Consider the following 25,992-nt stretch of genomic DNA (forward strand, 5'->3'; position numbering starts at 1 on the left):
GCACCATGCAAAAAGGCAGGGAGTTTTCACTCCCTGCCTTTTTGCATGGTGTCAGACGATCAAATCTGCCGAAAAATCAGATCTGCTCATCCGGTAAAGGCGGAATGTTGCCCGCCTCTCCTGACTGTTCTGGATCAGAAAGCGGCCTGCACACGGGCAGCGACGGAGTTTCCGTTGCGGCCTGCGATGTTGACCAGGCCGTCGTGATTGGTCCGCTGATCGATGAAGTGGTTGTAGTCCAGCATGACACGGAAGTGGCGGTTCGGATACCAGTTCAGACCACCGGACCAGACAATCTGGTTGCCGCCACGGACGCCTGTGGCGGAGTTCGGCTGGCTGTTGAGATTCGTTTCACTGTAGCGACCCGTGACTTCAAGCGCACCCCAGTGACCGGTTGCAGGATTGAATTCCTGATTCTCTTTCACGCCCGGAGCTGCGAAAGCGCCTTCCTTGTAGTTGTAGGCACGTGGTGTACCGAACAGGGTGTAGTTCGCAGCCACATACCAGCCGGAAAAGTTCAGGTTGCTGAGAGACTGGCCGGATGCGTCACGTGAGCGGTTGACGCCGATATGGTAGTATTCACTCTTGATAAGGAAGCTTTTCCAGCGAAGGCCAACTTCGGGACCCGCTGCCCAGACCTGAGCCACATTCGTAATGGCTCCGGTACCGAGAAGACTGTCCTCACCGAGGTTAACTTCCGGGCGCTGGCTGAAGGTGAAGGAGCGGCCATGTGCTCCATTGTTTGGCTTGAAAGCCGACATGGCGGAAATACCGAGATGCAGGTCCCAGTTTTTCGTAGCGATGGGACGACCAGCGGCACGAAGCATGCCGCCCGTCTGGCTGTCGCTGATAGCGCCATCGCCGCCATAGTAACCGTTGCCGTTACGTCCACCAAACTGCTGGCCCGTAAAATACGCGGCGAGCCACCAGCGTTTTTCGTAGTGCAGACCACCGACGACGAAACGAGCGTCACTGGCGGAGATATTACGCACGATATCGGTAATTCCGGGCCGCTCCATCATCTCGAAGTCGTTCGAGCTTTCGGCGTCTTCTTCGGTAACGCGTGGCTGGAAATAACCGACCGTCAGGATGGTGTTGCGCAGACCGGCGTAGTTCAGGTTCGCTTCGTATAGACCGACTGTGCCGTCATTGTTACCTGCACCGAAGTCAGGCGTGACGTTGGCGACCCAGTCCTTGTACCGGAAGGTGAACGGAATACGCAGACGACGTGCGTTGGAAGTAAAGCTGTTGAATTTTCCTGTAGCTTCACCGCGACGGGGAGTTACGCCCATGAAACCACCAAAGTCTTCATGGAACGCGAGGCCGACCGAGAATGCGTATTTGCCATCTTCGGACTGGATTGTCGGACGGCCATTAGGAAAGCCGATTTTCATACCACCAATCTGTACGACTTCGGTTCCGGCAGAGGCGCGCTTGAAATCTTCCCACGAGCTGGTGATGCCACGATCAGAAGCCGGACGACCATCACCCGAAGCGTGATAGTTGATCCTGGCCTGCTGATTGAAACCGATGCCAGCTTCCGGAGCGCCGTTATAATCGTTCGGCGTGTGGGCTGCTGCTGCGCGAGCATTCTTCCAGGAATGCGCTTCGCCACGATCGGAAGCCGGACGACCGTCATGATTGGTGGGGAATGTGTTCCGGTGACGCAGCTCGGAGCGCATGCTCAGCATCTCCTGGCGCATTTCGGCCATTTCACGACGCAGGGCAGCAACTTCGGCGCTGTCTGAGGTTGCTGCATGCGCAGAGGAAACTGACAGGGCTGATGCTCCGCTCAGTGCTGTCAGTGAAAGAAGTAGGAAACGGGAGGACAGGGTCATCTCTCTCTTGATCCGGAGCCGTGGGATGACGCCCTGTTAATCGCTACTCACGAAAAACGGCGTGAAGCTTGAATGACACAGGTATTTCAGTTTTGTTGCACACGCAGAATCCTGCGGTTTCTAGCCGTATAAAGAGCCATTCGCGCGCGTGTGGACGCACTCCCCGCCCACCCATGTGGCTAAAATACAACGCTCATCACCGAGGGTCATCAGCGTGAAAAGCAGCTCTTCGATATTTTCGCAGCGCGACGTCCTGTAATCGAGCAGAGGAAAGGCGTGTGGGTCGAGCACGCACAGGTCAGCTTCCATGCCCGGCGCAAGTGTGCCGATTCTGTCTTCCAGATGCAGGGAGCGGGCTCCTCCGGCGGTCGCCAGCCAGAAAGCCTGCGCCGGATGGAGTGAGCGCCCCGTCAGTTGCGCGACCTTGTAGGCTTCCCCCAATGTCCTGAGCTGTGACAGGGAGGTGCCTGCGCCGACATCGGTGCCAAGCCCTGTGCGCACCGGACGCAAGGGAGACAGTACTTCGAAAAGTTTGAAGAGACCACTGCCCAGAAACAGATTGGAGGTCGGGCAGTGCGCCAGACCTGCGGCGCTCTCATGACACCGGCAGAACTCCTTTTCGCCGATATGGATTCCATGACCGAAGATGCTGCGAGGACCGACCAGCCCGGCATGATCGTAGACATCAAGATAAGAAGACCGCTCCGGAAACAGACGGGCGACAGTCTCGATTTCATGCAGATTTTCGGAAAGATGCGTCTGCATGAAAAGCCCGTCATGCTGACGGAACAGGTGCCCGGCGGCTTCAAGCTGCTCCGGTGTGCTGGTGATCGCGAACCGGGGTGTTACAGCGTAGGATAGCCGTCCTTTTCCGTGCCATCGCCCGATGAGCGCTGCCGAGTCGTCGTAGCCTGTCTGCACCGAGTCCCGCAGGGCGTCGGGAGCGTTGCGGTCCATCAGCACCTTGCCCGCGATCATGCGGGCGCCGATCCGCTCGGCTTCTGTGAAAAAGGCGTCCACGGACTGCGGGTGAACCGTGCAGTAGACGGCGGCCGTCGTCGTGCCAGCACGCAGCAACTCGCCGAGGAACCGTCTGGCGGTGTCCCGCGCCACCAGCGGATCGGAGAACGCGGCTTCCGCAGGGAAGATATACTGGTCCAGCCACTCCAGAAGCTGCTGTCCCCATGATGCGATGACCGGCAGTTGCGGGTAATGCACATGGGTGTCGATGAAGCCTGCCGAGATCAGCGCATCGCCGTAAGAGACAATGACCGTCTCTTTCTTCAGTGTGTCACGGAGTGTTGTATAGGCGCCGACCTGTGTGATCAGGCCGCTCTCCATGATGACCAGCCCGTCCTCTTCCACCAGCAGGGCCTCTGACGGCGGAACGCTGAACGGATTGTCCCGAAAGGTGACGATGCGGCCCCGGACTGCGGTTTGATTGCGGCTGGAGGTCATTCACGCATTCCCTGTCTGATCTGCGAATGGACCCGAAAAATCGTGTGGGACCGGCTTCGCTGAGGATAGGGAATTTTTCGTCAAATGGGGAATGCGGGGGTTCCATGCGCAAGCTTCGGTAGCTGGAAACCGGGCAGGCCGGTATGGGGGGAGAGGGGTGGCGCGGCCTGTTTTTCCGTGTCTTTTCATCCTTGAAGAGGTCATGATGAAGCGGATCTGGCGGCGACTGAATGAACAGCGTTCCGCTCCCTTGCGGGAAGGACAGGAGGGAGCGTCCCGAGAGGATACAGCGCACGCACCATCTGCCGAGGACGCTCACCGCAAGACGAAACGGCATATTTCCACAAAAGAAGCGATCCGCCGTTTTCGGACCCATGCTCTCGATGAGAAAAAGCACATCGATGTGGTGCGTGTGGGTGTGCAGGACGCGCTTTGGTCAGACCTTTATCATCATGCTCTGACCGCAAGCTGGGTGACCTTTACCTTCTGGGCGTTCGTGTCTTATGTGCTGGTCAATCTCCTGTTTGCCGGTCTCTATCTGCTGGTTCCAGGTGAGGTGACGGGTTCGCACCCTCTGTCATTTCTGGATCTGTTTTTCTTCAGCGTGCAGACGCTTTCCACCGTTGGCTATGGCGGCATGGTGCCGAGCGGTGTCGCCGCCAATGTGATCGTGTCGTTCGAGGTGTTGCTGGGCATGATGGTCAATGCGCTTGCCGCAGGCGCTGTTTTCGCCCGGATTGCACGGCCTCGGGCGAGGATCATCTTCAGCAACAAGGCGGTCGTGTCGGATGAAAACGGTGTTCCCGTGCTGTGTATCCGGATCGCCAACTGTCGCCGCAGCCTTATCCTCTCTGTGGATGTCGAGGTGGCGCTGTCACGACTCATAGTCACGCATGACGGTCACCTTGAGCGGCGTTTCGAACCTCTGACGCTTGTGCAGGCGCATGTGCCGGTGCTGCGTTTCGCTTTCGTGCTGGCGCATGTGGTGACAGAGACCAGTCCCCTGCACAGTTGCTCACTGGAAGAGCTGAAGGCGGAAGAGGCCGAGATCATTGTGACCGTCACGGGGACGGATGAAGCCATGGGCCAGACGGTGTTTGCCCGGACGGCTTATGCGTTTGACAAGGTTCTGAATAATCATCGTTTTGTAGACATCATTCACACACGACCCACTGGTGGTCTGGCGGTGGATTACTCAAAATTCCACGATACAGAGGCGCATGCCAAGCCTGAAGGTTGAAGGCGCCGTCACGTCTTGTATCAGGATTCTGTATAAGAGGTATGAGAGGGAATTCATGCCGCTGTCAGGAAGCGCAAAAATTGCGCTGGGCCGGAATTATTCTTTTATAAACAATACACAAGAAAAAAATTCTGGCGCTGTTTGCATCAGCTGACCACCCAAAACTGTATCAGATTCGATACAGTTTTGGGTTAAGAAAAACAACTCCCTGTGATTCTGATTTCTAAATTCTTGTTTTGGAAATGGCGTTTGGCGTGAATGCGTCATCGATCCGCGCAGTTTTCTGTTTCGAGACAAAAATAAAAATTTCGAAACAGATAGAAGTTGTAGAAGAAAGAAAATAAAAATGAAGAAGGATGGCGTGAAGTTATGGTCAATAATAACCTCTGTTATTTTCGGAATTTTTGGATTATTTCTTTTGTTGGGAGGGATTAAACTTCTTTTTCTTGGTGGTTCCTGGTTTTACGCTCTGGCGGGTTTTATCATGCTTGCCTCAGCGGTTCTGGGGCTGCGCAAGCCACAGACGGCAATGCGCCTGTATGCGGCGTTCCTGCTGCTGGCGACGGTCTGGTCGCTGTTTGAAGTCGGTTTCGACATCTGGGGACTGGAAGTTCGCCTTCTGACGCTCGTGGGTCTTGGCGCGTGGCTGCTGATCCCGGGTGTCTGGCGTGCGGGCTCAGTCTGGCTGACCGACAAGCGGGAGGTGCTGGGGGCGCTGGCGGTTTCCTGTCTTGCGCTCCTTGTCAGCTGCTTTTCTTCCTACTCCATCAACGGCACGGTCGCTGCTGATCGCATGGCAGCGAGTCTGCCGGACATGCATGATGGCGTTCCCGCCGGTGACTGGCACTATTATGGCCGCAATGCCCAGGGGCAGCGTTATACGCCGCTGGATCAGATCACTCCGGCCAATATCGGCAACCTCAGGCGGGCGTGGGTCACACGGACCGGCGACACGCAGCAGATGGGCGAAGACGTGGTCGCGGGTCCTGATGCGGGCCACGAGTTCAACCTTGAACTGACTCCCATCAAGGTCAAGGACACCCTCTATATCTGCACACCACATAGCTGGGTGATGGCGCTGGACGCCAGGACAGGCAAGGTCAAGTGGAAGTACGATCCCAAGCCGGCCAAGGCCGATCTGGATTCGAACGTCTATCTCGCCTGCCGTGGCGTGTCCTATTATCGCATTCCGGACGAAATCCAGACATCCTGCCGTGAGCGCATCTACTCGCCGGTTGCTGATGCCCGCATCGTGGCGGTCAATGCCGAGACCGGTCAGCCCTGCGATGACTTTGGTGATCACGGCTTCATTTCCATGCGCGACTACATGGGCAATGTGCCGCTGGGTTTCCACTTCATCACCTCGCCTCCGATGGTCATGAAAAACCGCCTGATCACAGGTGGCTGGATCTTTGACAATCAGGCCAACTTCGAACCTTCAGGCGCTGTGCGCGCCTTCGACGCCACGACAGGCAAGATCGCCTGGGCGTGGGATGCGGGCCACACTCCCGAGACATGGACGCCGGGTCCGGGTGACATGCTCACGCGTGACACACCGAATGCCTGGGGTGTTTACACGGCCGATCCCGAGCTTGGTCTGGTCTATTTCGGCACGGGTAACGCGCCGCCGGATAACTGGGGCGGGTCACGTCGTCCGTTTGATGACGCAACGTCCAGCGCGACTGTGGCCCTTGATATTGTGACGGGTGAGCGTCGCTGGCTCTATCAGACGGTCCACCATGATCTGTGGGACATGGACATTCCGAGCGGTCCGACGATGGTCGATCTCCCGGATGCAGGCGGCCAGACGGTTCCGGCTCTGGTGCAGAGCACGAAGCGCGGCGAGTTCTTCGTTCTCGACCGTCGCACCGGCCAGCCGGTTCCCGGATATCCGGTCGAGGAACGTCCTGTTCCGACAGCCGGTGTTGCGTCCGATGACCGGGTCAGTCCGACGCAGCCTTTCCCTGTGGCCATGCCGAGCCTGACGCCGGCGGACCTCAAGGAGTCCGACATGTGGGGCGCCACCCTGCTGGATCAGATGCTGTGCCGCCTCGAATATCGTGAGTCGGCCTATGAGGGGCAGTTCACGCCACCGCATGTCGGCAAGACCACAATCGTCTATCCGGCTTTCTACGGTATTGTGGACTGGCAGGGCATCACCATCGATCCGGCCCGCAAGCTGATGTTCGCCAACGCGAGTTATCTGCCTTTCCGGATCAAGCTCGATCATCGCAACAAGCTTGAGCAGGAAGGCGTGCTGCCGAAATGGCAGGGCGAAGGAAACGAGCCGGCTGCAAAAGGCAACGCTCTGGCCATTTCACCTGACTACGGCACGCCGTATGTCGCCTACACCAATCCCTGGCTTAATCCGCTGCAGATCCCCTGCAAGGGTCCGGTCTGGGGCACTCTGACCGCGATCGACCTCGTGACGAAGAAGATCGTATGGCAGCACCCTGTCGGCACGACACGCGATACGGGTCCATTCCGGACGCACACCAATCTGCCGTTGCCCACGGGCATGTATAACATCGGCGGAAACATCGTGACCAAGGGCGGGCTGCTGTTCATGGGCGCGACTGCGGATGACTATCTGCGTGCGTTCGATGTCGCCACGGGCAAGGTGATCTGGGAAGACCGTCTCCCGGCCGGTGGTCAGGCAACGCCCATGAGTTATGAAGTCGACGGCAAGCAGTATGTGCTGATCGCCGCCGGTGGTCATGGTGGGCTGGGTACCCGTTCAGGCGATTACATCCTCGCCTACACGCTCGACGGGGCCGCGAAGTAAGAAGCGTAATACGGGGGCAGAAGTCGCGGCACAGTCATCCGCTTCTGCCCCTCATCTTCTGCTGATCTGAACTGGTTTCAACAAGGACTGCGTGAGTCACACAGCGTGGCTCGTGCTCTCCTGACTATTCCGGAACGAAATCCATGTACTCTACAGAAAGCGCATTCTGGCGCCGTCGGCTGGCGCCGTGTGTTCTGGTATCGGCGCTCAGCTTCGCGCCTGTCGTGAGTGCGGAGGCTGCGGATGTCACGCTCGGGATCATTGGTCCGCACGAGTATGACCTGCCGGTCGATTTCAAGCCTTTCAATGTTCTCGTGCAGTATGGCGACGGCAATGCCGCCGGTAACTACTATAACTCCGGCGGCCAGCGGACGCCGGGGCAGGGAAGTCATACCTGGTCCGGCATGACGAAATATGTGCATTTCCGCACGTTCGACGCCATTCCCCATGTCGGCTTTGCTTTCGAAATTATCCAGACAGAAAATTACACTCTTGCCAATGGTGCCAGCTACGGTGGGCTTGGTCCGACGATTGTGGGGCCGGCAGCGTGGTTCAAGCCGAATTCACACAGCACGTTCGGCATACAGACCTTCATGCAGACCAACTCAGGCACACGGGATTCGTTGACGCCGGGTTACTGGTCGAATATTTCAAGTATTATCTTTGACTATGAATGGAAGCATTTCAGTTTCGATGGTGACGTGGGAACGGTTGTAGGGGCTACAAAACACAAGAATGGAGAACACAGCTATTCGCCGGGTGTGGTATTTTACAGCAATCTGCGTTTCAGCTGGAAAGCCACCAAGCTTGTCGAACCGTTCTTTGCGTTCGACTGGCAGAATGTGACTGGCACATACGACAGGACAGCGGATCGTTATGTGGATGATTCGAACAGCCGGGAGGTCGCGCTTGGAACCGGTATCATGTTTAATATTTCATGGGATTTCAGTCTGACGGCCCGTTACAGTCATTCCGTGGAAGGGCGCAATATTCCGGAAAGTAACGCCTATTATATAAAGCTTGTCTATCTCTGGCCATGAAGCCTGATTACGAAAACGCTTTTAAATAACAATGAATTTTTTTGATAAGGGTTTTTGCGAAAAACTTCGCAGAGCATCGCCTTTCCAGAAAAAGACGATGCTCTGCAAGCCTGTTATTCTGACTGAGGTTTTTTTGTCTCCAGCCACCCGCCGGAAAATCCCGCGCGTTGCAGGCCCGTGCGGATATACGGGTTGCGCTTCATGACATTCCACACAAATCCGTCACGCCAGTTTTCAATCATGAGCAGAATGGGGCCCTGATCGATTCCGACATATTCCCGATCAGACCAGAATGTTTTTCCATCCTGGAAGCTCGGGTTGAAGGCGTCGACAAAACCGTATTTGCCATAAACCTGTTTTCCATACCGTTTTTTCATTTCACGTATGGCGGGAACTACGATTTCGGGAGCAAAGGCAATGGACCCTGCGGCGGCGGTCGGTGCGATCGTTCCGTCATCCTGCACATAGTCCCGACCTGTGCCACGAGCGACATACGACATGAAGCGTTTGTCCTTGCCGTCCACCTTCTGCGTGATTTCACCGGGGCCATCGGAGGCGGTCAGTCCCCAGACAGTCGCGCTGTAATCATGCCAGCCGCCAGGGTTGGCCATGGCGTAAGCGCGTTGCGCATAGACAGCCCGACGACTGTTCTCGAAATAATCAACGCTTTTCCCACGGACCCATTCATCCTGAATGCCGCGAAAATCGATCCAGGCGTGGCTGTACTGATGCCCGAAGAGCGGTGCAAAGTTCAGAAAGGTCTGGCCGTAATACTCACCCCAGCGCCTGTCATTGGTGCTGAGCCACGCCTGCCATGATGCCGGGGTCAGGGCATGATCCTGCTCGGGCGAACCGAGCCCGAGAATGTAGGCCATCATGCCTTCGCTGTAGCCTTCCCAGTAGTTCGAGATGAACTGATGTTCCGGTCCCCAGCCCATGCTCAGGCGGTTGTCGGGGCGCTTCATCCACCGCCAGTCGACCCGTTTGTAAAGAGTTTTGGCCAGACTGCGGATTTCCGTTTCCTGCGGCGTGTTTCGATCATAGAAACTCTGGGAAAACAGAATGCCCTGCATCAGAAGCGCGGTGTCTATGCTGGAAAGCTCGATGTCCGGGTTCAGGCGCAGCCCTGTTTTCGGATCGAGGAAGTGGTAGAAAAATCCATGAAAGCCGGATGTCTGATCCCTGGTGTCATTCTCCGGCAGGCGGGACAGATAACGCAGGGTTGTCAGCGTGCGCTCGGCGGCCTGCTCGCGTGTAATGTAGTGACGCTCCGCCCCGATGCCGTACGCCGTCAGGCCGAAGCCGATGGACGCGACACTATCGAAGGTCTGTGGGGAAGGGTAGCGGTCGGGAATCAGTCCCGTCTGTGGGTCGGCCGCCTCCCAGAACCAGAGAAAGGTACGATGCTCCAGATCATCAACCATGGCGCGATCAGTTGTGGTCATTCTGACGACTGAGGGAGGGGCCGCTGTCTGGTTGGCCTGTGCCTGAGAGGAGAGACCTGCAAGGATCAGGCCCACTGCGCAAAGTCCGGATTTACGGGCGATAGTCATTCTGCTTCCTGTGTGACCGTTTGTTCCGGGCCAGCGAACAAACCCGGGGACAGTAAAACAGCCTTTGCTTTTAGCGAAGCGCATACCTCCCATTACCGGCGGATTTTTACACTTTATGACAAACAGCTTCGCTTCAGCCCTCCGTCTGCTCTGTTGGAATGATAGCGATCGGGAAGCTGTATGTGGGCCGTTTCCGAGGCAGCCACGCGAACCTTCTGTGGTCGGGTATGAAATCGGGTGCTGGGGGAGGAGGGCTGCCCGGCCTTGCTTCTGACGATACAAAAGGCTGAGACGGATGGGGTGTTCGTTTCCACCCCGGCGCAGGATAAAGCCTGTCTTGTACGTTTACGGATTGGCAAACAGGTAGAGAAAGCAGGGCTCTTGCCCTGCGCCCGGAAGGGATCACAGATCCCTTCACCTCTTATATTAAAATAGAGGAATCAAAGGGGCTGCGTCTCTTTGTGAGGCTTGGGGCGAAGCCCTTGAAGGCCACGTCAGACCGGCCAGCCCCCCATCCCGCACAGAATGTCCCAGTGTTCTTCCGATACGGGCACGACCGAGAGTCGGGACTGCCTGACCAGCGCAAGGTCTTCGAGTTCGGAGGACGCCTTGATTTCCGCAAGCGTGACCGGGCGCGGCATGGGGCCGACGGCCTTCACATCCACGCAGACCCATGACCCGCTTTCGGCTGATGGATCAGGGTAAGCCTCTTTCACAACTTCGACTACGCCGACAATCTCGCGTCCGACATTCGAGTGATAGAAGAACGCCAGATCGCCCTTCTTCATGGTCGCGAGGTTTTTCTTGGCCTGATGGTTGCGAACGCCGGTCCATGGCTCGATGTCATTGGCGACCTGCTCGTCCCATGAGAAGGCGTCGGGCTCCGATTTGACGAGCCAGTAGTGCCGGCTCATTCGGCCAGTTTTCCGTCACGGAAAACCGTGCGCAGGGGGCGGATGACAACGCTTTCGAACAGACCGACCTTTGCATAGGGGTCGGCGGCGGCGAAGCCTTCCGCTTCCGCCCTGTCGGTGGCTTCCAGCATGACGATGCTGCCGGAAGGCTTGCCGTCCGGTCCCATCATCGGTCCGGCGAACTGGATGCGATCGACATAGGTCTTGAGAAACGCGAGGTGATCCGGCCGTGTGGCCGAACGGGTTTCGAACTGGCCGGGTTTGTCAGTGCAGATGATGGCGAACAGCATAGGGGACTCCGGGTTGAAAGGAGGGAGTGCCGCCCATGCAGCGGGCACCCCGTGCCAATATCCGCATGATAGTGTAGGAAGACAGCCCGCACGACCCCCTGCATGAATCATCAGGGCCTGATTGCGTGCCGTCTTCCGTGCTCGCGGACGGTGCGCCATAAGGAATGGTTTACCCACATGGGCGTATTGATGCGCCCTGCCAATGAACGGACGGACCTTGAGCGCGACGCCGACACTGACAGAGCGGGCCGGAGCCCTGTTTCACCGCTATGCCAACCCCGGCCGCTTCCTGCGTCTGGGCGACAGGATCCAGCCCTGGCTGACATGGTCCGCCGTGCTCGTCACGCTGACCGGTCTTGGCTGGGGGCTGTTCTTCTCGCCTGCCGACTGGCAGCAGGGTGATTCTGTGCGCATCATGTATGTGCATGTTCCCTGCGCCTGGCTGTCGTCCTCGGGGTATTTCGCGCTGGCCGTCTGCTCCGTGCTGTCTCTGGTGTGGAAGCACCCCCTCGCCGATCTCGCGGCGGTTGAAATCGGTCCGGTCGGCGCCTGCGTGACGGCGACGTGTCTGGCGACCGGGTCGCTGTGGGGCAAGCCGATGTGGGGCACATGGTGGGTCTGGGACGCCCGGCTGACCTCCGTGCTGGTGCTGTTCTTTCTTTATCTCGGCCACATCGCCCTGATCCATGCGTTCGACGACCAGCAGCGCGGCTACCGGGCGGCGGCCATTCTGGCGCTGGCCGGGGCGGTGGATCTGCCGATCATCAAATTCAGTGTACAGTGGTGGAACACGCTGCATCAGCCCGCCAGCATCACGCTGAGCGGCGCGCCAACCATGTCGCACGCCATGCTCTGGCCTCTGCTGATTTCCACTCTTGGTTTCACGCTGGGGTTCGCTGCGATTGTTGTCGCGCGTCTGCGGGCGGGTGTGATGGAGAGCCGTATCCGCAGTCTGCTCTCAAGCCCGCGTCGTGCCGCATCCGGGGAGGCTTCCGCATGACCCATCTGCCCTATATTCTGGCGTCCTATGGACTGGCTGGCAGTCTGGCCATCATCCTTTCCGTTGGCGCGGCGCTACGCCTGAAACGGGATCGTGTGAAGCTGGCGTCGCTGGAGGCAACCCGGGGGCGGTCGCAGGGAGGAAAACGCGCATGAAACGCAAGACCCGTCGTCTCTGGCTTGTGATCGCGTGTGTGGCCGGCCTTGGCACTGCCGCCGGTCTGACGCTTTCGGCCTTTTCCTCCAACATCCAGCTTTTCATGGCGCCGTCTCAGATGGTGGACCATCCTCCGGCGGCGGACCGCACGGTCCGGCTTGGCGGCATGGTCGTGGCAGGCTCGGTGAAGCGTGAGCGTCAGGGCGAAACGCCCATCAACCTGTTTCAGGTGACGGACGGGCAGGCGGCGGTGACCGTGCGCTTTGAGGGTATTCTGCCGGACCTGTTCCGCGAGGGGCAGAGCGTGGTGGCTGTCGGCTCCATGGCGCCGGATAAGACCTTTGTGGCGTCCGAAGTGCTGGCCAAGCATGACGAGACCTACATGCCGAAAGAAGTGGCGGAGGCGTTGCAGAAGTCGGGAAAATGGAACCCGAAATTCGGACCACCGCCCGATGCCGCAAGCTGGAACGCCATGACCGGCAAGGATACGGCGGTCGGGAAGAACTGATGCCTTCCCTTTCTCTGGTTTCCGAATGTCTTTTTCCGGCGGAAGCGTACGCCCGGCCTCGTCGGTCACAGGAAGGCGCTGACTTCCACCTCATCCATAATCACGCAAGGTTTCCAGAGGCGAGCCTTTGGCGGGGTCTGCGGGGCAGAGCCTCCAGCCCCTGCATATCCAGAAAGAGAAGTGAGGCCGTATGAGCCCCGAACTTGGTCGTTTTGCGCTGGCGCTGGCCTGCGTGTTCGCGCTGGCGCAGGCCATTCTGCCGGTGATGGGCGCCCGCAAGCGTGACCGGCGTCTGATGGCGCTCGCACCCGGTCTGGCGCTGGGGCAGCTCATCGCGCTGGTCGCCTCCTTTCTCTGCCTTGTGAACGCGGCGATCACCAACGACTTCTCGGTGGCGAACATCCTTGAGAACAGTTCGGTGACCAAACCGCTGCTCTACAAGATCACCGGTGTCTGGGGGAATCACGAAGGATCAATCCTGCTCTGGGCGCTGATCCTTGGCATCTGCGGCGCGGCGGTGGCGGCGTTTGGCCGCAACCTGCCATCGGCCCTGCGGGCGCGGGTGATCGGTGTGCTGGGCGGAGTAGCGGCCGGGTTCGAACTGTTCTGCCTGACGACCTCCGATCCATTCGACCGGGTCTGGCCTGCGCCGCTCGACGGGCAAGGCATGAATCCGCTGTTGCAGGACCCCGGCCTCGCGTTCCATCCGCCGATTCTCTACACGGGCTATGTCGGATTCGCCGTGCCGTTCGCTTTCGCCATCGCGGCGCTCATGGAAGGGCGCGTCGATGCGGCGTGGGGTCGGTGGGTGCGCCCTTGGGCCGTGGCGGCCTGGTGCTTCCTGACCTGCGGCATCGCGCTCGGGTCATGGTGGTCCTATTATGTGCTCGGCTGGGGCGGCTACTGGTTCTGGGACCCGGTGGAGAACGCCTCGCTGATCCCGTGGCTGTCCGGCACGGCGCTGATGCATTCCGCCATCGTGGTCGAGAAGCGCGAGGCGCTGAAGATCTGGACCGTCCTGCTGGCGATCGGCACCTTTTCCTTCTCGCTTTCCGGCACGTTTCTGGTGCGGTCGGGTATTCTCAACTCGGTCCATGCTTTTGCGCAGGACCCGGCGCGCGGCATCTTTATTCTTGCCCTGCTGGGACTGGTCATCGGTGGGTCGCTGGCGCTCTTCGCATGGCGCGCGCCCTCGCTGACGGCCGGCGGCCTGTTCGCCCCCGTCTCGCGTGAAGGCTCACTGGTGCTGAACAACATCCTGCTCTGCTCGATCTGCGCCGTGGTGCTGACCGGCACGATGTATCCGCCCTTCATGTCGCTGCTGTTCGGCAGGACGATCTCGGTGGGCAAGCCGTTTTTTGATGCGGCGACCATTCCTCTCGCCATTCCGCTGTTCATTTTCATGGGTTTCGGGCCGATGCTGCCATGGAAGCGGGCGCAGCTCTGGCCAGTCCTCAAGCGCCTCTGGGTGGCGGCTCTGGCCACGCTGGCGGCGTTCGCCGTGACGGTGATCGGCCTGTCGGGCGTGCTGCCCATTCTGTGCGCGACGATGGCGGTGTGGATCATCGGTTCAAGCCTGACGGATATTGCCGGTCGTCTGGCGTTGTTCCGGGTGTCATTGGCGCAGAGCCTCCAGCGGGCGAAATCCCTGCCGCGCTCCGCGTTCGGCGCGGCGCTGGCGCATATCGGTGTCGGCGTGAGCGTGCTGGGGCTGGCGGTCATGTCGCAGGCCCAGCACAGGATTGTCGAAGTGCATGTCGGTCAGAAGGAAGAACTCGCCGGCTATGAATGGACCCTGACGGATGTGCGGACGGTGCCGGGACCGAACTACATGGCCATGGTGGCGACCATCGAGATCCGTCACAACGGGCATCTGGTGACGGTCATGCATCCGTCCAAGCGCAGTTTCAATGCGCAGAACCAGACGACGACCGAAGTGTCGATCCATACCAATGGCCTGTCCGATCTGTATGGTGTGATCGGCGACAAACATGGACCGGAGAGCAATCCGACCTATGTCCTGCGCCTGCATTACAATCCGCTGGCGCCGTGGATGTGGTTCGGAGCGCTGATCATGGCGATGGGCGGGGCGCTGTCCCTGTCCGATCGTCGCATGCGCGTGGGCGCTCCAAGACGGGCTCCGGTCCCGGATGTGGTGGCAGCAGAATGAGCAATGAACAGACTTCCCCTGATGGCCAGAGTGCTGTCACCCGCCGTCGTCTCCTGCTTGGCGTTCCGCTGCTGGGTGGGGCAGGAATCTGTGGCGTGGCGTTCTGGAAAATGCTGTCCGGGATGCAGACCGGCTCGTTCAACCCGCACGACATCAATGCGCCTGCGACCGGGCGTCCGGTTCCTGACTTCACGCTGCCGGACCAGACGCCAGGCACGGGGTTTGCGACGGCTGATCTGAAGGCGCTGACCAGACCGGTTCTGATCAATTTCTTCGCCTCATGGTGTATCCCCTGCATCGCGGAGATGGAGGCGCTTCTCGCGCTTCAGAAACAGTTGCCGATCTGGGGCGTGGCCTACAAGGACAAGCCGGAGAACGCCGCTGGTCTGCTGAAACATGCTGGCAACCCCTACACCCGTATCGGCAGCGACCGGGAGGGGCGAGTGGCCATCGACTGGGGTGTTTCCGGGGTGCCCGAAAGCTTCCTGATCGCGCCCGGCGGTATGATCGTCTGGCATAGCGCGGCAGGACTCGATAGCCCGGAAGTGCGTGACGGCCTGAAGAACGCGCTGAAGGCTGTGAGCGGATGAGAACACTGTTCCGTGGAAAGCAAATGTTCAGGCTGAAGGCGGCTCTGCTGCTGGTCTGCCTGTCCGCGCCTGTCATGGCGTGGGCGGTCGATGATCCGTCCGAGATGCTGCCTGATCCGAAGCAGGAACGGCAGGCCGAGGCGATCGGGGCGCAGCTCCGCTGTCTGGTGTGTCAGAACGAGTCGATCGAGGACAGCAGCGCTGGTCTGGCGCGGGATCTCCGCAAGGTGGTGCGCGAGCATGTCGCCAGGGGTGAGAGCAGCCAGCAGGTCATCGACTGGATGGTGGCGCGGTATGGCAACTTCATCCGTCTCAGCCCACCGGTGACGATCGCCACGCTGCTCCTCTGGGGCATGCCGGTTCTGGCGTTACTGATCGGGATCGTGTCCGCCATCATGATTTTCCACCGACGCACGGCGATGCCGACTCCGCTGACTGAAGCCGAACAGGCTCGTCTCAGGGAACTTGCCGATGACCGGTAATGTTTCTTCTGCCTTTTGCCCCGGGTGTGACTTATGATCTGGCTCAGCATTGCTCTTCTGAGTGCGATAACCCTTTTGCCCGCAGGCTTTACGCTCTGGCGTCGGGCAGCGGCCCGGGACGAACGCAGCACGGCGCTGGCGCTCCACGAAGCGCAGCTGATCGAACTCGACCGTGACCTTGATATCGGCATGATCGCGCCATCCGAGCACGGCATCGCCCAGCTTGAGATCCAGCGACGGATTCTGGTCGCGGACCGGGCGCCTGCGAGCATGGTGGATCGATCGGCGCGTGCGAAAATCCTGCTGGCGCTGGCGCTGATCCCGCTAGTGGCGGCTGGCCTCTACGGAATCGGGGGGCATCCGGGATTTCCGGCCCAGCCCCTGCAGCCACGTCTGGAAGCGCTTGCCGCGCGTGACATGCGGGCAAGCAAGGTGATCGATCAGCTCAGGGATGCCCTGTCGAAAATGTCGATGACTGATCCACAGCTTCGGCAGGGATACATCCTGCTTGGACAGGCCGAGGCGTCGCGGGGGCATGATCAGGCTTCCATGGACGCATGGCGCAAGGCGTTGGGGCTCAGGTTCGAGCCGGATCTGGCGATCGAGCTGGCGGAAGAGCAGGTCCGGACCGAAAAGCGGATCAGTGCGGACAGTCTGGCTCTTTATCGGCAGGCGCTGGATGCCGCGCCGAAAGACGCGCCGTGGCGGCAGGCTGTGGAGCAGCGGATTGCGCAGGGTGAACATGAACAGGAACAACCCTGACTCGCTCGCCTGGCCTTCTTTTTCATACGCCATTTCATGTCACAAAAGAGTGCCGTTTTTTTTTGAGAGACGGTCTGTGCCAGAGAGAAAACGCTTTGGTTACAGGAGTGTAAGCTTTTGCATTCTTGTGGCCTGCGCCGTTTTGCGTGCAGTCTGCGCCTCCTTTCTGGCAAGAGATATGATGTCTTGTTCTTGATCCAGACAATTTTGGCCTTTATGTGGCGATAATCTTTGGAAGCCCGGGTTGATGGACCAGACAGTCATTCCCTCTGCGGTTGAACACACACGTGCCGTATTCCCTGAAGGGTTGGCGCTTGATTGTGGAACTGTGCTTGCGCCGGTCGAGATTGCCTACCGGACGTATGGCGCCCTGTCTCCTGAACGGAACAACGCGATTCTTATCTGCCATGCCCTGACGGGGGATCAGTATGTGGCGGAAACCCAGCCGGTGACGGGAAAGCCCGGATGGTGGGGGCGGATGGTCGGGCCGGGCAAGCCGATCGATACAGACAAGTTTTTCGTCATCTGCTCGAATGTGCTTGGCGGCTGCATGGGATCGACGGGTCCACGCTCCCTTCGCACGGTGACCGCCGGAAATGGTGAGAGCCGCGAGGAGCCGTGGGGGACTGACTTTCCCCCCATCACTATCCGGGACATGGTGCGGGCGCAGCGGCTGCTGGTAAAGCAGTTCGGGATAGACAGGCTTTTTGCGGTTGTCGGCGGCTCGATGGGCGGGATGCAGGTTCTTGAATGGGCGGCGACCTATCCGGATATGGTCTTCGCAGCCGTGCCGATCGCCACGGCGCCTTTTCACTCCGCCCAGAACATCGCGTTCAACGAAGTCAGTCGGCAGGCGATTTTCGCCGATCCGGACTGGCACGGAGGGCGCTACTGGGAAACCGACGCCATTCCGGCCCGTGGGCTGGGAGTGGCGAGGATGATGGCGCACATCACCTATCTTTCCGAGGAAGCTCTGACCCGGAAATTCGGACGGCGGGTCCGTCGATGTGATGAGCCGACCACAGGCGGGAACACGCCCGGCGCATTGTCAACATTTGGTGAGATTTTCGAGGTCGAATCCTATCTGCGCCATCAGGGATCTTCTTTTGTTCGTCGTTTCGATGCGAACTCCTATCTCACCATCACCAGAGCAATGGACTGGATGGATCTCGGGATGGAGCATGACGGAGACTGCGCCGGGCCGTTCAGGGAAACCAGAACCCGCTTCTGCGTCATCTGCTTCTCCTCGGACTGGCTGTTTCCGACATCCCAGTCGCGGATCATTGTGCAGGCTCTGACGCGGGCGGCGGCGAATGTGTCTTTTGTCGAGATCGAGAGCGACAAGGGACACGATGCGTTCCTTCTCGATGAGCCGGATTTCGATCGTACGATCCAGGGGTTCCTGAGTGGGGCGGCGGAACATGCCGGGCTCTTTCGCCAGACGTCGAAAGGGCTCTGAGATGCGTCTGGATCAGCGTCTGATTGCAAAGATGATTACGCCCGGCACACGGGTTCTGGATATCGGAAGTGGTGACGGCACCCTGATCGATCATCTTTTCCGTACGCGCGGATGTGACGCGCGTGGCATCGAGATCGATATGGGTGAGGTCACGCGTTCTGTTGCGCATGGCCTGCCCGTGGTGCACGGAGATGCCGATCACGATCTGGCGCATTATCCCGATGACAGCTTCGATTATATCGTGCTGCAGCGTACCTTGCAGGCGGTGGAGCGGCCCCGCGAGGTATTGCGGCAGATGCTCAGGATCGGGCGATACGCCATCGTGTCTTTTCCTAATTTCGGCCACTGGGAAATGCGTCTGAAGCTCCTGCTTGGCGGTCGGATGCCGAACACGGCTGTCTGGCACACGCCATGGTACGCAACGCCAAACATTCATCCGTGCACAATCAGGGATTTTCTCGCGCTCTGTGACGAGGATGGTTATCGCGTGCATGAGTGGATGGCGATTGATGAAGAGGGGGATCGCGCTCCCTGGCGTCGGTCGATCCGCCTTGCAAATCTTTTTGGAGAGCAGGCGCTTTTTCGTCTCGGCAAGGGTCGTTGACCAAGAGGGTAACGCTTCTGGTCGCGATGGATGCCGGGGCGACCAAGACAGTCTTGCGCCTTGCGACGTCTTCCGGAGAAGTGCTTGGCGAGGGACGTGGCGGGCCTGGCAACGTAGCAACTTCCGTTGAACAGGCGGCAAAATCCATGGAGACTGCGTTGCTGGATGCAATGCGGGCTGCTGGCCTTGCGGACAATGTCTTGCGTGATGGAACGGTTAAATGGATTGCCGCCGCGGGCGCTGCTGGTGCGGAAGTGGCGGGACGACCGGAAAGACTGAAAGAAATTCTTTCATATCTAACGATTTTTGACGTTCGGACAGATGCCTATACCTCGTGCCTTGGAGCGCATGGCGGCAGGGATGGCGCGATTGTCGCCATAGGTACAGGCAGTGTTGGTTATGCGCTCTGTGGTGATCGTAACCATCGTGTCGGAGGGTGGGGTTTTCCGCAGGGGGATGAGGGAGGAGGCGCGCAGATCGGCCTTGCGGCTGTTCGACACATGCTTGCTGCATCTGACGGCCGGTTAAGGAAAACCGATCTTTCTGTTTCTGTAAGGCATTATCTGGAGGAACGGGGAGTGGACCCCATGACCTGGAGTGTTGGGGCGTCCGCGACGGACTTTGCCACCCTTGCGCCGCTCGTTTTGCGGAATGCGAAAAACGGGTGTGATGCTGCTGTGAAACTTCTCGAAAATGCCGGGCAGGATATTGCTGCGCTTGTGGATGCCCTGTTGAAGGAAGATGGTTTTTCAGAGTTGCGGGTTGCTTTTTCGGGCAGCCTTGCGTCGGAAATTTTGCCTTGGTGCCCTCGGAGTGTCAGAGATAACGTCGTGTTATCTCAGGGAACATCCCTTGATGGCGCGATGATGCTTGCTCTGGAAAAAGCATGTGCGACGTAAGGGAGATGGTTTTTCCAATTTTCTGTTGTGACAGACATTTTCTCCGGGTGAATGAAATCTGCAAATATGTATGTGTTTCGAAGTGTGAATCGATATCTCTCGCTTGAGTTGCGATGAAAAATGATGTAGAAGTCGTACAGTTTCTGTGAACGGTTTGTTAAAAAGCCGTGCAATCAGTTTCATATAAAATGTTTATATATCTCCAGATAACAGTGCGATGATGGCGACGGACTTCGAAGGAAGAGCTGTTGCATGATCGGCGGTTGATGGATCAGGAAATCGTCATGCAGGATCTGTCGCGAGGCAGAGGCTGCATGAAGCTTTTACCCCTGTGGTATTCCGAGAGGTGTCTTCGCTCAATGACCACGTTTGCCGACCTGCAGCTTGCCGAACCCCTGTTGCGGGCTCTTACCGAAGAAGGCTATTCGGAGCCGACGCCTATTCAGGCGCAATCCATTCCCTATCTTCTGGCCGGGCGTGATCTGCTTGGCCTCGCGCAGACTGGAACGGGCAAGACTGCCGCATTCGCGTTGCCTATTCTCCAGCATCTTCTGACACACCGTCACGCTGCGCCGCCCAAGGGCGCCCGTGTTCTGGTGCTGGCTCCCACACGCGAACTGGCTTCCCAGATTGACGAAAGCTTCAAGTCGTACGCACGTCATATGAAGCTGACACATGCCGTTATTTTCGGCGGCGTGGGGCAGGGACGTCAGGTCGAGGCGATGCGCCGTGGTGTTGACGTGCTGGTAGCGGCTCCGGGCCGTCTGCTTGACCTCATGGGGCAGGGTTTCATTGATCTGCGCGATCTCGAAATTCTGGTTCTGGATGAAGCCGACCGGATGCTGGATATGGGCTTTGTCCGCGATATCAAGCGCATTGTCGCCTCTCTGCCCCGTGATCGCCAGACCCTGCTGTTCTCGGCCACCATGCCGAACAGCATCACGGAGCTGGCAGGTGGCCTTCTGCGGGATCCTGCCAAGGTTGAGGTGACTCCTCCGTCAAGCACTGTGGACCGTATCCGTCAGGTTGTGATGTTTGTGGAGCCAGACCAGAAAAAGGATGCTCTTCTTCTGCTTCTGGAGTCACCCAAGGTTGTTCGGGCTGTTGTGTTCACGCTGATGAAGCATGAAGCCAACAAGGTCTCCGAATTCCTGAATAAAAACGGCATCACAGCGGAAGCCATTCACGGCAACAAGTCGCAGGGCGCCCGTGAGAGAGCAATGAGTGGTTTCCGTTCAGGAGCTGTGAAGGTTCTGGTGGCGACCGACATCGCCGCTCGCGGTATCGATGTTGATGATGTCTCGCACGTCTTCAATTACGATCTGCCGAATATTCCGGAAAGTTATGTGCATCGTATCGGACGTACTGCGCGAGCAGGACGTGATGGCTGGGCGGTATCATTCTGCGATCCTGAACAGCGCGCCTGGCTGAAAGATATTGAACGGACGATCGGGAAAAGCGTGCCTGTTGTCAGGGATCATCCTTATCATTCTGAAGCCGCGGAACATTCGACACAGCGTCCGCCTGTACTTGGCGGTGGTCGTGGTCGTGGTGGCGGCGGTCAGAACCGTGGTGGCCCCAGCCGTAATGGTGGCCGTAACGGCGGTGGCGGCAGCGGTGACCGTCGTCCCCGTGGCACACGCAGGGTTGCCTGATAAATCCCTGAGACAGAAGGCTGTCACCTGATTGTGTGAGAGCTTTGGGGTGGATGGTAAAATGTTGAAAGCCCTGAGTCTGAAAGGACTCAGGGCTTTTTTTATGTTCTTCTGAAGTACAATCGGCGATTTTTGTATCACGGGCCACGCTGCGTTATATGTCGCCTGACAAGGATTATGATTTTATAAGGTATCGTAGCGGGGTCATGAGCAGGGCAACACCGGCGAGCGCTTTCCTGAAGCGAAGCAGCATCTCATTCGAGATGCTCCAGTATGATTACGATCCCTCTGTGACCAGGCTGGGCGTGCATGCGGCCGCAGCGGTCAATGAACCCGCCGAGCGGGTTTTCAAGACATTGATGGCTGAAGTTGACGGAAAACCGGTTTGTGCGGTGATCCCGGTCGCGCAGGAACTGAGCCTCAAAAAACTGGCGACAGCGTCTGGTGGTAAAAGCGCGAAGCTCATGAAGCCTGCGGATGCGGAACGTATCACCGGTTATAAGGTCGGGGGGATCAGCCCCTTTGGTGGACGGCGGAGTGTTCCGACTTTTCTTGCACAAGAAGCGTCGGAGCAACCGTATATTCTGGTAAATGGTGGTGGACGGGGTCTGCAGGTCAGGCTGGCTGTGGCTGATGCGCTTGCGGCGATGGAGGGTCGCTTCGCTGATCTTGTGGCGCCGCGTGGGTAGGTATCTTTCTTCGTGATTTGATGGGTTTTGTAATTTTATCGAAATATGTTGAAGCAATTCAGCTTGCTGTATACTGTTGCCGGCGATTTCCCTCATCATATCAGTGAGAAGTTTTTTGCCGCTTTGCTTGCTTCGCGCCACGTGCCTTTTCTGGCGTGTCAGCTTTTTCTTCTGTCTCTGTCCAACTGTGGGTATTACGCCTCCCGAGTGGCGCACAAGGCGCAGGCAAGCATGATCGGCATGAATGAAAATGATATGCAGGCATGTGCAGGCATACCCGATAAAATCAAAAAAATTGATGATCACATGACGATTTATGAATATCAGAGGGTCCGTAATATCGGGGTTTCAGCCAATTCAACGCTGATCCCGGTGCAATCCGTGCAGAATATTGTCAGTGCGATGGGCGGCGGAGACGGAAAGAACTGCATAGCTGATTTTCGGGTCGTCGATGGAAAAGTGCAGGATATTTACTATAGCGGTGATAATGACATGCTGATCGGCACGGATGGCGTATGCTCTACCGTCGTGCGGGGATGTGTGAGGCGGAATGTTGCATCCGGCAGCCGTCCAAAAGGCTGGATTTCGGCTTTCATGGAGCCGCAGCCAGAGGAAAAGAGCGCTTCAGTTGTGCAGACCGCCGGGGACAATATACAGCCCACAACCACACAGCCCCGCCTCTTCAATACGAACGGTGCGACCATCGCCGCAGGAACAGGCCATTAGCTGTTTAGTCTTGGTGTTTGACCGGGCAGGCCGCTCGTCAACATCAAAGAAACCAGACTGCTTCAATGAGCCATCTCATCCAATCACAACATGAGGAATGGAATCACAGCGACGGGCATAGAACCAGAGGGTTTTTAGAACCCACCAACTGTTCCGAATGTATATAGAACCAGACGGAATGTCATTGCGCTTCGTTGGAGCACAGGGGGCGACTCTTCCGGCTCGCTGGAGAGACCCGTCTTGGTATTATACGAAGGACTGATAGCGATGCGCTCCCCGGAGCGTGCAGAAGATGGAAACAGGCTTGTTCTCTCAGATGAGTGGGCAAAGGGATGGTCATTTGGCGACCCAAGCGGCTCTGTGAAAGCTCAGGCAACGGAGCCTTTCAAGAAAAGACAGCCAAAAACTTCATTGCTACCACGGTTTGATTGCGAAACAGCTGTCTTACAGACCACGATCCCGCTTGATGACATCCCAGGCTGCATTGATACTGGAAATCCTGACAACTGCCGCATCAATTTCAGACTGGGATGCATTCCGAGCCGAGAGAGTATCCGGATGATTGGCCCGAACCAGAGTGCGCCATGTCGTCCTGATTTCTTCGTTCGAAGCTTCTATGGAAACCCCCAGCACAGCATAGGCTGCGTTCTCCGCCATGGCCGGACGGGAACGTCCGCCTTCTGCCCGGCTCCATGCTCCCGCGCTCAGACCAAAAGCCTTATGCACTGTTTTGAGAAATTTTATCTCAGCAGGGTGGAGAGCATCGTCTTTTGCACAATCCGCCCGCGCCACGAAAAAGAGCACGCCGAGCAGATCCTCAAGCATGAGATGGTCATCACGATAAGCCTGACCCAGTTCACGGGCGAATCTTTCGTAATCGTCCGTCCTTTGACGGGCGAGATCGAACAGACGACCGACTTCAGACGCGTTTTCCGGCGGAATTCTCAGGCGCGACTTGAAGGCGTCGATTTCCTTGCGATTGACCGGCGCATCGCACTTCGCAAGTTTGGCGCATAACAGCACCGTACAGAGCGCGTAAAGCTGGTCCTTCCTGCCTGTGACCGCAGCCAGTTTGGCGGCGACAAAAGCGGCCGCGCTATTGGGGTCCGGCGCAGCGCGCGCAGCCCAACGATCACTCCATCCGCCTGCCGGCGGCTCCAGCAGAGACCCACGATCAGCCGCATGCCCAAGAGCCGCGCCGAGCACCGCTCCCATTCGTCCGCCAACCGCAAACCCAGCCACGGTTCCGAATAGTTTGCCCCAGATAGCCATGTGAAGACTCTAGCACTCCCTGCCGCAAGGACTAAAGCCCCCTTGTTATCGGGGCAGCCCACCTCGCACAGCAGAATGAAAAGTCCGTTCTTACAGGGTCGTTTCCGAAGGCCGGTCAATAGCTGAATGGGCGAGACTCACCAGATCATTTGCCAGACCTGGCAAACCGGCCTGCCAGACGACATCGGCCAGTTGAAGCAGGGAGTGCGAGATCAGAATCGGGCTGGCCTCGGGGCAGTGCGGCAGGCGCAGGATATTCCCTGACATGGATTTCTCATCTGAAGTCATGCGGTTGGAGGTCGGTGTTTTCCGGGCATGTGACGCTAGGAGCGTCGAGGTTTCTGACGGGTTAATAAAATAAGAAATTGGGGTGCTCTTCATTTTGGTAAAACTGCATATTCCTGATGGGGCAGAGAGTGCCGCCTCAGACAGATTTTACCATTCTTCCTTATGGAATGAGGTTTTCTGCCAGCTATCAGAGATCGGGAAGCGGCAGTGCGACTGTATCCTGTCCCAAAGACGAAACAGTATCTGATCAGGTGATTTGCAATGCTGCAACACGTAATGCTGACGCCAGAGGACGATTCGGATCGCGGTTGCCGTCTATTGCTTCTACCAGTTTCCCGATTGTCAGCCCTCGCTGCTCCGCCATCGAGTCCAGAACGGCCCAGAATTCGGGCTCGAGCGCCACGCTGGTGCCATGACCGGAGAGAATGAGGCTGCGTTTGAGAAGATGGCGGGTCATGGTCGCCCGCCAGCGGAAGCCATGGAAGAAACAGTGCCCGCAACCTGTTTCGTCAGCCGGTCCATCGCCCAGGCCGCAGCCTCCGCCACAACCGGATCCGGGTCATGACATAATGTCTCGGCGGCCTGCGTCATCGTGCTGTCACCTGAGTTTCCGATAGCGATAAGCACGTTGCGCACAAAGCGGTTGCGCCCGATCCGCTTGATCGGCGAGCCTGAAAACAGAGAGCGGAAACCGGCATCGTCAAGAGCGGCCAGATCAGACAGACTGGGCGCAATCAGGTCTTCCCGTGCTTTCAGCTTCATCACGTGCGATTCCTCGGCGAAGCGGTTCCATGGGCAGGCGGACAGGCAGTCGTCACAGCCGTAGATATGGTTTCCCATCGCTTCGCGGAACTCAAGAGGTATCGGTCCGGCATATTCAATAGTGAGATAGGAAATGCAGCGACGTGCGTCCAGTTGATAAGGCGCGGGAAAGGCGTTGGTCGGGCAGACCGCGAGGCAGCGGGAACAACTGCCGCATCGGCCTGCGCGGTGAGCTGTCGGTGGCAATGCGAGTGTCGTGTAGATTTCGCCCAGCAGCAGCCAGCTTCCATGATCGCGCGAAACGAGATTGGTGTGTTTCCCCTGCCAGCCCAGCCCCGCCCGTTCAGCCAGAGGTTTTTCGGGTACCGGAGCGGTGTCGACAAAGACCTTGACCTCAGCCTTCAGCTCGACGCGGCGGGTTTCCGCGACAAGATACTGAGCAAGGTGTTTGAGCATCCCCTTGATGATGTCATGATAATCCCGGTTGCGGGCATAGACCGAGATATTGCCACACCCTTTCTCGGACAGTGTGGCCAGTGGATCGCCTTCCGGTGCGTAGGACAATCCGAGCGAAATCACGCTGCGGGCTTCCGGCCATAATCCGTTGGGGTGCGCACGCGATTCCACCCGCTCGGCCATCCACGTCATCGTCCCATGATGTCCCTGTGCAAGCATGTCCCGTAAACGGACTCCGGTTTCCGTCCCGATCTCAGCGTCGCAGATTCCAAAGGCATGAAAACCCAGTTCCCGGGCCTTGGTCTCCATTCGCTCAGCAAGCCTGAGCATGACTGTGGAGGAGGAAGAAGACATTCCTGTTTCCTCTGATGGAAAGAGCGGGAGGATAATCCGGAC

General features: G+C 58.1%; 25 protein-coding genes. 16 read left to right on the top strand and 9 right to left on the bottom strand.

The window, feature by feature from the left end; translation table 11 throughout:
* Positions 1-134 precede the first annotated feature (134 nt).
* Entirely contained in the window at positions 135-1,838 is a 1,704-nt protein-coding gene (locus A0U92_RS16875) for an OprO/OprP family phosphate-selective porin (protein WP_077814125.1), read from the bottom strand.
* A gap of 120 nt (positions 1,839-1,958) precedes the next feature.
* The gene (gene guaD / locus A0U92_RS16880; protein ID WP_077814126.1) at positions 1,959-3,296 is read right to left on the bottom strand and encodes a guanine deaminase; all 1,338 of its coding nucleotides are present in this window, start codon (positions 3,294-3,296) and stop codon (positions 1,959-1,961) included.
* Between the two features lie 202 nt (positions 3,297-3,498).
* Here guaD and A0U92_RS16885 point away from each other — a divergent pair, with 202 nt between their 5' ends.
* From A0U92_RS16885 to A0U92_RS16895, 3 genes are all read left to right on the top strand, one after another.
* Positions 3,499-4,536: an ion channel gene (locus A0U92_RS16885; protein ID WP_077814542.1), complete on the top strand. Its 1,038-nt coding sequence runs from the start codon at positions 3,499-3,501 to the stop codon at positions 4,534-4,536.
* Positions 4,537-4,882: 346 nt separating this feature from the next.
* Positions 4,883-7,321: a membrane-bound PQQ-dependent dehydrogenase, glucose/quinate/shikimate family gene (locus tag A0U92_RS16890; RefSeq protein WP_077814127.1), complete on the top strand. Its 2,439-nt coding sequence runs from the start codon at positions 4,883-4,885 to the stop codon at positions 7,319-7,321.
* 143 nt (positions 7,322-7,464) lie between these two features.
* Positions 7,465-8,361, top strand: coding sequence for a transporter (locus tag A0U92_RS16895; protein ID WP_077814128.1), 897 nt, complete (start codon positions 7,465-7,467; stop codon positions 8,359-8,361).
* Positions 8,362-8,474: 113 nt separating this feature from the next.
* On the opposite strand, the gene A0U92_RS16900 is transcribed toward A0U92_RS16895, so the two are convergent.
* From A0U92_RS16900 to A0U92_RS16910, 3 genes are all read right to left on the bottom strand, one after another.
* A complete protein-coding gene (locus tag A0U92_RS16900) occupies positions 8,475-9,914 on the bottom strand; it encodes a glucoamylase family protein (RefSeq protein WP_077814129.1) in 1,440 nt (479 codons plus the stop codon).
* A gap of 494 nt (positions 9,915-10,408) precedes the next feature.
* Positions 10,409-10,828, bottom strand: coding sequence for an EVE domain-containing protein (locus A0U92_RS16905; RefSeq protein WP_077814130.1), 420 nt, complete (start codon positions 10,826-10,828; stop codon positions 10,409-10,411).
* Positions 10,825-11,118, bottom strand: coding sequence for a YciI family protein (locus A0U92_RS16910; RefSeq protein ID WP_077814131.1), 294 nt, complete (start codon positions 11,116-11,118; stop codon positions 10,825-10,827). The genes A0U92_RS16905 and A0U92_RS16910 overlap by 4 nt, the downstream gene beginning before the upstream one ends.
* Positions 11,119-11,335: 217 nt before the next feature.
* Between A0U92_RS16910 and A0U92_RS16915 the strand changes: the two genes are divergently transcribed.
* The 13 genes from A0U92_RS16915 (at position 11,336) to A0U92_RS18070 (ending at position 22,818) form a co-directional block, all read left to right on the top strand.
* Positions 11,336-12,118 (top strand): heme ABC transporter permease, encoded by a 783-nt coding sequence (locus A0U92_RS16915; RefSeq protein WP_077814132.1) that lies wholly within the window; start codon positions 11,336-11,338, stop codon positions 12,116-12,118.
* Positions 12,115-12,273: a hypothetical protein gene (locus A0U92_RS17930; RefSeq protein WP_187668806.1), complete on the top strand. Its 159-nt coding sequence runs from the start codon at positions 12,115-12,117 to the stop codon at positions 12,271-12,273. The genes A0U92_RS16915 and A0U92_RS17930 overlap by 4 nt, the downstream gene beginning before the upstream one ends.
* Positions 12,270-12,782, top strand: coding sequence for a cytochrome c maturation protein CcmE (ccmE, locus tag A0U92_RS16920; protein WP_077814133.1), 513 nt, complete (start codon positions 12,270-12,272; stop codon positions 12,780-12,782). The genes A0U92_RS17930 and ccmE overlap by 4 nt, the downstream gene beginning before the upstream one ends.
* A gap of 190 nt (positions 12,783-12,972) precedes the next feature.
* On the top strand, positions 12,973-14,952 hold the full coding sequence (locus A0U92_RS16925; protein ID WP_077814134.1) for a heme lyase CcmF/NrfE family subunit: 1,980 nt from the start codon (positions 12,973-12,975) through the stop codon (positions 14,950-14,952).
* Complete coding sequence (locus A0U92_RS16930; RefSeq protein WP_077814135.1) at positions 14,949-15,542, top strand: redoxin domain-containing protein; 594 nt, start codon at positions 14,949-14,951, stop codon at positions 15,540-15,542. Before A0U92_RS16925 ends, A0U92_RS16930 begins: the two co-directional genes overlap by 4 nt.
* A gap of 23 nt (positions 15,543-15,565) precedes the next feature.
* Positions 15,566-16,024, top strand: coding sequence for a cytochrome c-type biogenesis protein (locus A0U92_RS16935; protein ID WP_187668807.1), 459 nt, complete (start codon positions 15,566-15,568; stop codon positions 16,022-16,024).
* Between the two features lie 33 nt (positions 16,025-16,057).
* Positions 16,058-16,786: a c-type cytochrome biogenesis protein CcmI gene (gene ccmI / locus A0U92_RS16940; RefSeq protein ID WP_077814137.1), complete on the top strand. Its 729-nt coding sequence runs from the start codon at positions 16,058-16,060 to the stop codon at positions 16,784-16,786.
* Between the two features lie 247 nt (positions 16,787-17,033).
* Complete coding sequence (gene metX / locus A0U92_RS16945) at positions 17,034-18,245, top strand: homoserine O-acetyltransferase MetX (RefSeq protein WP_077814138.1); 1,212 nt, start codon at positions 17,034-17,036, stop codon at positions 18,243-18,245.
* A gap of 1 nt (position 18,246) precedes the next feature.
* Positions 18,247-18,849, top strand: a complete 603-nt coding sequence (gene metW, locus A0U92_RS16950; protein ID WP_077814139.1) for a methionine biosynthesis protein MetW — start codon at positions 18,247-18,249, stop codon at positions 18,847-18,849.
* Positions 18,846-19,748, top strand: a complete 903-nt coding sequence (locus tag A0U92_RS16955; protein ID WP_236748200.1) for a glucosamine kinase nucleotide-binding domain-containing protein — start codon at positions 18,846-18,848, stop codon at positions 19,746-19,748. The genes metW and A0U92_RS16955 overlap by 4 nt, the downstream gene beginning before the upstream one ends.
* 359 nt (positions 19,749-20,107) lie before the next feature.
* On the top strand, positions 20,108-21,403 hold the full coding sequence (locus tag A0U92_RS16960; RefSeq protein ID WP_077814544.1) for a DEAD/DEAH box helicase: 1,296 nt from the start codon (positions 20,108-20,110) through the stop codon (positions 21,401-21,403).
* 206 nt (positions 21,404-21,609) lie between these two features.
* Positions 21,610-22,092, top strand: a complete 483-nt coding sequence (gene ybaK, locus A0U92_RS16965; RefSeq protein WP_077814140.1) for a Cys-tRNA(Pro) deacylase — start codon at positions 21,610-21,612, stop codon at positions 22,090-22,092.
* Positions 22,093-22,155: 63 nt separating this feature from the next.
* Positions 22,156-22,818, top strand: a complete 663-nt coding sequence (locus A0U92_RS18070; RefSeq protein ID WP_222927834.1) for a hypothetical protein — start codon at positions 22,156-22,158, stop codon at positions 22,816-22,818.
* Positions 22,819-23,262: 444 nt separating this feature from the next.
* Here the strand turns inward: A0U92_RS18070 and A0U92_RS16975 are convergent, their stop codons facing one another.
* From A0U92_RS16975 to queG, 4 genes are all read right to left on the bottom strand, one after another.
* A complete protein-coding gene (locus A0U92_RS16975) occupies positions 23,263-24,090 on the bottom strand; it encodes a TerB family tellurite resistance protein (protein ID WP_077814141.1) in 828 nt (275 codons plus the stop codon).
* Between the two features lie 90 nt (positions 24,091-24,180).
* Entirely contained in the window at positions 24,181-24,357 is a 177-nt protein-coding gene (locus A0U92_RS17940; protein WP_187668809.1) for a hypothetical protein, read from the bottom strand.
* Between the two features lie 268 nt (positions 24,358-24,625).
* Positions 24,626-24,835 carry a ribbon-helix-helix domain-containing protein gene (locus A0U92_RS16985; RefSeq protein WP_077814143.1) on the bottom strand — a complete coding sequence of 70 codons (210 nt, stop codon included), beginning with the start codon at positions 24,833-24,835 and terminating at the stop codon, positions 24,626-24,628.
* Complete coding sequence (gene queG / locus A0U92_RS16990) at positions 24,832-25,950, bottom strand: tRNA epoxyqueuosine(34) reductase QueG (RefSeq protein ID WP_077814144.1); 1,119 nt, start codon at positions 25,948-25,950, stop codon at positions 24,832-24,834. Before queG ends, A0U92_RS16985 begins: the two co-directional genes overlap by 4 nt.
* Between the last annotated feature and the right edge of the window lie 42 nt (positions 25,951-25,992).

The organism is Acetobacter aceti, assembly GCF_002005445.1.
Classification (GTDB): Bacteria; Pseudomonadota; Alphaproteobacteria; order Acetobacterales; family Acetobacteraceae; genus Acetobacter; species Acetobacter aceti_B.

Bases quoted from the DNA above. Each gene is read 5' to 3' on its own strand.
- A0U92_RS16935 (WP_187668807.1), top strand. From the start codon at position 15,566: ATGTTCAGGCTGAAGGCGGCTCTGCTGCTGGTCTGCCTGTCCGCGCCT.
- A0U92_RS16930 (WP_077814135.1), top strand. From the start codon at position 14,949: ATGAGCAATGAACAGACTTCCCCTGATGGCCAGAGTGCTGTCACCCGC.
- A0U92_RS16875 (WP_077814125.1), bottom strand. From the start codon at position 1,838: ATGACCCTGTCCTCCCGTTTCCTACTTCTTTCACTGACAGCACTGAGC.
- A0U92_RS17940 (WP_187668809.1), bottom strand. From the start codon at position 24,357: ATGTCAGGGAATATCCTGCGCCTGCCGCACTGCCCCGAGGCCAGCCCG.
- A0U92_RS16975 (WP_077814141.1), bottom strand. From the start codon at position 24,090: ATGGCTATCTGGGGCAAACTATTCGGAACCGTGGCTGGGTTTGCGGTT.
- A0U92_RS16900 (WP_077814129.1), bottom strand. From the start codon at position 9,914: ATGACTATCGCCCGTAAATCCGGACTTTGCGCAGTGGGCCTGATCCTT.
- A0U92_RS17930 (WP_187668806.1), top strand. From the start codon at position 12,115: ATGACCCATCTGCCCTATATTCTGGCGTCCTATGGACTGGCTGGCAGT.
- A0U92_RS16905 (WP_077814130.1), bottom strand. From the start codon at position 10,828: ATGAGCCGGCACTACTGGCTCGTCAAATCGGAGCCCGACGCCTTCTCA.
- A0U92_RS16885 (WP_077814542.1), top strand. From the start codon at position 3,499: ATGATGAAGCGGATCTGGCGGCGACTGAATGAACAGCGTTCCGCTCCC.
- ccmE (WP_077814133.1), top strand. From the start codon at position 12,270: ATGAAACGCAAGACCCGTCGTCTCTGGCTTGTGATCGCGTGTGTGGCC.
- ybaK (WP_077814140.1), top strand. From the start codon at position 21,610: ATGAGCAGGGCAACACCGGCGAGCGCTTTCCTGAAGCGAAGCAGCATC.
- A0U92_RS16895 (WP_077814128.1), top strand. From the start codon at position 7,465: ATGTACTCTACAGAAAGCGCATTCTGGCGCCGTCGGCTGGCGCCGTGT.
- A0U92_RS16890 (WP_077814127.1), top strand. From the start codon at position 4,883: ATGAAGAAGGATGGCGTGAAGTTATGGTCAATAATAACCTCTGTTATT.
- A0U92_RS16960 (WP_077814544.1), top strand. From the start codon at position 20,108: ATGACCACGTTTGCCGACCTGCAGCTTGCCGAACCCCTGTTGCGGGCT.
- guaD (WP_077814126.1), bottom strand. From the start codon at position 3,296: ATGACCTCCAGCCGCAATCAAACCGCAGTCCGGGGCCGCATCGTCACC.
- ccmI (WP_077814137.1), top strand. From the start codon at position 16,058: ATGATCTGGCTCAGCATTGCTCTTCTGAGTGCGATAACCCTTTTGCCC.
- metW (WP_077814139.1), top strand. From the start codon at position 18,247: ATGCGTCTGGATCAGCGTCTGATTGCAAAGATGATTACGCCCGGCACA.
- A0U92_RS16910 (WP_077814131.1), bottom strand. From the start codon at position 11,118: ATGCTGTTCGCCATCATCTGCACTGACAAACCCGGCCAGTTCGAAACC.
- metX (WP_077814138.1), top strand. From the start codon at position 17,034: ATGGACCAGACAGTCATTCCCTCTGCGGTTGAACACACACGTGCCGTA.
- A0U92_RS16985 (WP_077814143.1), bottom strand. From the start codon at position 24,835: ATGACCCGCCATCTTCTCAAACGCAGCCTCATTCTCTCCGGTCATGGC.
- A0U92_RS16925 (WP_077814134.1), top strand. From the start codon at position 12,973: ATGAGCCCCGAACTTGGTCGTTTTGCGCTGGCGCTGGCCTGCGTGTTC.
- queG (WP_077814144.1), bottom strand. From the start codon at position 25,950: ATGTCTTCTTCCTCCTCCACAGTCATGCTCAGGCTTGCTGAGCGAATG.